The sequence below is a fragment of the Candidatus Effluviviaceae Genus V sp. genome, from assembly GCA_014728125.1.
Lineage (GTDB): Bacteria > Joyebacterota > Joyebacteria > Joyebacterales > Joyebacteraceae > WJMD01.
Map to the genome: position 1 here is coordinate 1 of WJMD01000106.1, position 4,443 is coordinate 4,443.

Below are 4,443 nucleotides of genomic sequence, written 5' to 3' on the forward strand. Positions count from 1 at the left end.
AAGATTCGTGCTTGAATCACGGAGGATACCATGTCGAAGCGATGCGAGATCTGCGGCAAGAGGCCCCGGGTGGGACACAACGTCAGCCACTCGCACAACACCACGAAGCGCAGGTGGCTTCCCAATCTCCAGCGGGTCAAGGTCGTGATCGACGGCACACCGAAGAAGATCTATGTCTGCACCACGTGCATTCGGTCGGGTGCCATCGACCGCTACAAGCGCGTCACGGGATAGCACCGGGACGCAACGGCCGCGCAACGAAAGAGGGGGCCTCGACCGAGGCCCCCTTTCTTCACGTCCATGAGGAACGCCCCGGCCTCAGACCGGGGCGTCTGGTTCTTCTCTGTGTCCTGCAGGTTCAGACCGACCGCTTCATCGTCACGGTCGTCCCCGCCTCGGGCGACATATCGAACTCGACGGTGTCCATGACCTCCCGCATGATATAGATGCCGCGTCCCGACGTCTCCATACAGTGCTCAGGATCCGTCGGATCGGCGACGCACGCGAGGTCGAACCCCTCGCCTGCGTCGTGGACGACGATCGAGATCTCGCCGGGCCGCCAGGCGTACTCGACGGAGAACCTGACATCCTCACGTCGATCGTTGCCGTGGACGATCGCGTTCGTCGCGGCCTCGATGGCCGCAATGGCGATCTCCATGGCGGACTGCTCGTCGAACCCGGCCTCGGTCGCGTGAAGGAGCGTCGCCTCGTCGACCTGCTCCAGCACGTCGCAGCGGCTCGGGAACTCGAGCCTCTCTGTGCCGCTCGAAGCGTCTGGCATCGGTTGCGGGCACCTCCCTACTGGAAGGCGGCCACGGCCTCATCCTGCGAGTGATGCGTGTCGAAGATCGTCAGCAGCTTCGTGATCATGAACAGGCTCTGGATCCGGTCCGAGACGTGGCAGAGCTTCAGCTCGCCGTCCTCGCGCTGCACGCTCGTGTAGACCGACATCAAGGCGCCGAGCCCGGTCGAGTTGATCCACGGAACGCCCTTCAGGTTGATGACGAACTTCCGCACGCCGTCCTCGAGGAGCTTCTTGACCTCGTCCCTGAGAGCGTCGCTCTCGGAACCGCCCATCAGCTTCCCGTTCGCATGGACGACCGCGATCTCACCCTTCATCTCCGTCTTGACCCGCACAATAGCACCTCCGCGCCAGGCACATCGTCGTTGAGCGGGGCTCGAGAGCCCCGCGTGGAAGCCAACTCCCTGGTCGGCTGGTCCGACACGGCGGCAACTTTACCACAAAGCTCGGGTCGGGGCAAAGCACCAAGATACCCGTTCCGCAGGGACATTCCCCGCCGCCCGCGCGGCCCGGAGAAGTGACTTCCACTCATCCTCTCAGAACCGCCGCAACTCCCGGGCACAGAGCCGTTTCAGGCACGGACCATGCATGCTGAACAGACAGAATCCGCGCGCCGCGCGCCCCGGCACGTACCGGCCGGGCGCGCCCAATGCACGCTCGGGAGGCACACGCGCCCGGCGAGACACCGGACGATACTCCCGACGGAGGTGTCAGTGACCGATCGCGACCGCGGCCTCGAGCCCGAGCTTCCCCTGGGACTTGAGGGGCTCTCGAAGGACCTGGACGCCGCACGCCGCAGGGCCTCACGCCTTCCGGCCGAGGAGCGGCTGGCCAGACAGCAGCGTCTCAACAGGTCACTTGTTCAGGACTCACCGGCCTACTTCGTCGCCCTCGACGAAAAAGGCCGCATTCTGCTTCTGAACGATGCTCTGCTCGACGCGCTCGACTACGAACGCGACGAGCTCATCGGCGCCGACTACCTGTCGAGTATCGTCCCGCCGGAAGAGCACGAGACCATCACGAGAACGTTCAACGAGTCCCTCGAGGCCGGCGAGGCCGTGTCCAGCATGAGCACCATCATTGCGAAGTGCGGGAAACGCCTGACCGTCGAGTGGCGGGGCCGGCCCATCATGACGCCCGACGGCTCGCTCGAGTTCTTCTTCGGCATCGGCATCGACGCCACCGACCGCAAGCTCAGTGAAGAGGCGCTCCAGCGGGAGCGCGACGAGGCGAAGCGCTACCTCGACCTCGCGGGCGTTCTGTTCCTCGCGCTCGACTGCGATGGCAGGGTCTCGATGATCAACAGCAAGGGCTGCGAGATCCTCGGGTACCGGGAGGATGAGATCCTCGGTCGCAAGTGGGTCGACAGCTTCGTGCCCCCGCGTGTCGCTGACCGCGTACGGCAAAGGCTCACGAGCCTTCTTGCGGGCCAGACCCAGGGGCTCGAGTACGGTCAGAGCACGGTGGTAACCTCCTCCGGCGATGAACGGCTTATCGAGTGGCACAACACCGCGCTTCGCGATGCCTCCGGCCGAACAACCGGTACACTGAGCTCCGGCATCGACATCACGGCACGTGCCCGCGACGAGGCCATCCGACGGCTCGTCTACCGTATCGGCACAGCCATCCACGAGTGCGAGACGACGCGCCAGCTCTTTGCCAGGATCCAGAACGAGCTCGGCTCGGTCATCAAGACCGAGAACTTCTTCATCGCGCTCTACGACGGCGACAACGACACGATCTCGCTGCCGTACTTCGTCGACGAGAAGGACCAGGACGACTTCGACTCGTTCCCGGCCGGGAAGACACTGACCGGGTACGTTCTCCGGAACGACACCTCGCTCCTCATGAACCGCGAGGGTCTTGATCGGTGGGTTGAGCAGGGCATTGTCGACATCGTTGGAACGCCCTCACTCGTCTGGCTCGGCGTGCCGCTCCGCGTGCACGGCGAGGTCATCGGCGCGCTCGTGGTCCAGGACTACGAGGACGCCAATGCCCTCGACGAGAGCGATCAGGACATGCTCGAGTTCATCTCGGGACAGATCGGCTTCGCCATCGAGCGGAAGCGCGCAGAGGAGGAGCTTCGCGAGAGCGAGGCGCGGAACCGGGCCATTCTGCAGGCCGTCCCCGACATCATGTTCCAGCTCGACGGCGACGGTGTCTTCCTGAGCTGCGAGTCGCCCAGGGACTCGGCGCTGGCCTTCCCCCCGGAGTCGTTCCTCGGAAAGAGCATCTCCGAGGTCTTCCCGGCCGACTTCAGCACCAAGGTCATGAAGGCGGTCCGGACCACGCTCGATCGCGGGAGCATGGAGGTCATCGAGTACGAGCTCGCCATCCCTTACCCCGACGGCGAGGTCCACGCCTTCGAGTGCCGCCTCGTTCCCAGCGGCGAGAACGCGGTGCTCACGGTCGTCCGTGACATCACCGACCGGCGGCGCGCCGAGAAACTGCTCGCTACGCTCAACCGGGCTGCGCTCAACATGGAGCGGACGCTCACACCCGACAGCATCTTCGCCGCCGTCTCCTGCGAACTCAAGGACGTCGGCATCGAGAGCGCGCTCTTCATGGTAGACAGCGAAGACCGGAGCGTCGAAGCACGGTACGCCGACGGTCTTGCGCCAGGTGAGAATGCCGACCGGCACGAGGACGCCGAGAACGGATCGTCCCGAAGCCCCGCGGAGCCGTCTAACGAACCCGGCCATCCGCGCATCGACCTCGGGAGTTCGCCGGCGCTCAGACAGGCTATCCTCAAACGGGAGGCCGTCTTCGTCGACGACATGCGGTCCGCGCTCGGTGCGGAGGCGAGCGACATCGCTTCGTCGTCCGCGAGGTGCATCTTCGCGCCGCTCCTGGCGGACGAGCACGTGTTCGCCATCCTCGCCGTTCAGTCGGAGGAACTCGGGGAACGCGACATCCCGGCCGTGACGGCCTTTGCGAACCAGCTGGCCGCCGCATGGCGCAAGGGCACTTTGATGCAGGAGCTCGCCGAGAGCCTCGACGAACTCAAAGAGACCCAGGACCAGCTGCTTCAGGCGCAGAAGATCGAGGCGGTCGGACGGCTCGCCGGGGGAGTCGCGCACGACTTCAACAACCTCCTGACGGCGATCACGGGCTACACGGACCTGCTCCTGAGCAGGACCGATCTCGGCAGGGGTGTGTCGGACGATCTCACGAACATCCGCAAGGCCGCCGACCAGGCCTCGGCGCTGACCAGACAGCTTCTCGCGTTCAGTCGTCGCCAGCCGCTGGAAAAGAAGACGCACGACGTGAACCAGCTGGTGCTCGACATGGAAGCGATGATCCGCAGGCTCATCGGCGAAGACATCGAGCTGGTCACCGACCTTGCGGACGGCTCGCTGTGCGCCAGCGCGGACGCCGGCCAGATCGAGCAGGTCGTTCTGAACCTGGCCGTCAACGCCCGCGACGCCATGCCAGACGGCGGCCGGCTGACCGTCCTGACGGACGTCGTGGACCTCGACCAGGAGACGACGCGCACGCTGCACGACGCCAGACCCGGGCGCTTCATCCGGATCACGGTCGAGGACAGCGGATGCGGCATTCCGGAGAACGTGATCGACCAGATCTTCGAGCCGTTCTTCAGCACGAAGGGGCCGGGCAAGGGAACCGGGCTCGGGCTCTCG

The 4,443-nt window shown here is 65.2% G+C and carries 4 protein-coding genes; 2 read left to right on the forward strand and 2 right to left on the reverse strand.

Going from position 1 to position 4,443, the window contains the following annotated elements:
- The first annotated feature begins 30 nt into the window (after positions 1-30).
- Complete coding sequence (gene rpmB / locus GF405_06445; protein MBD3367797.1) at positions 31-234, forward strand: 50S ribosomal protein L28; 204 nt, start codon at positions 31-33, stop codon at positions 232-234.
- 124 nt (positions 235-358) lie between these two features.
- Here rpmB and GF405_06450 read toward each other — a convergent pair whose 3' ends face one another.
- Together GF405_06450 and GF405_06455 are read right to left on the reverse strand one after the other, a co-directional pair.
- Positions 359-781: a hypothetical protein gene (locus GF405_06450; protein MBD3367798.1), complete on the reverse strand. Its 423-nt coding sequence runs from the start codon at positions 779-781 to the stop codon at positions 359-361.
- A 17-nt stretch (positions 782-798) separates the two neighbouring features.
- Positions 799-1,137 carry an anti-sigma factor antagonist gene (locus tag GF405_06455; protein ID MBD3367799.1) on the reverse strand — a complete coding sequence of 113 codons (339 nt, stop codon included), beginning with the start codon at positions 1,135-1,137 and terminating at the stop codon, positions 799-801.
- Between the two features lie 249 nt (positions 1,138-1,386).
- Here GF405_06455 and GF405_06460 point away from each other — a divergent pair.
- On the forward strand, positions 1,387-4,443 hold a 3,057-nt coding region (locus tag GF405_06460; GenBank protein ID MBD3367800.1), incomplete at its 3' end, for a PAS domain S-box protein.

What these genes read in the sequence shown, in the direction of transcription:
- rpmB (MBD3367797.1), top strand. Translation starts at nt 31, where the DNA reads ATGTCGAAGCGATGCGAGATCTGCGGCAAGAGGCCCCGGGTGGGACAC.
- GF405_06450 (MBD3367798.1), bottom strand. Translation starts at nt 781, where the DNA reads ATGCCAGACGCTTCGAGCGGCACAGAGAGGCTCGAGTTCCCGAGCCGC.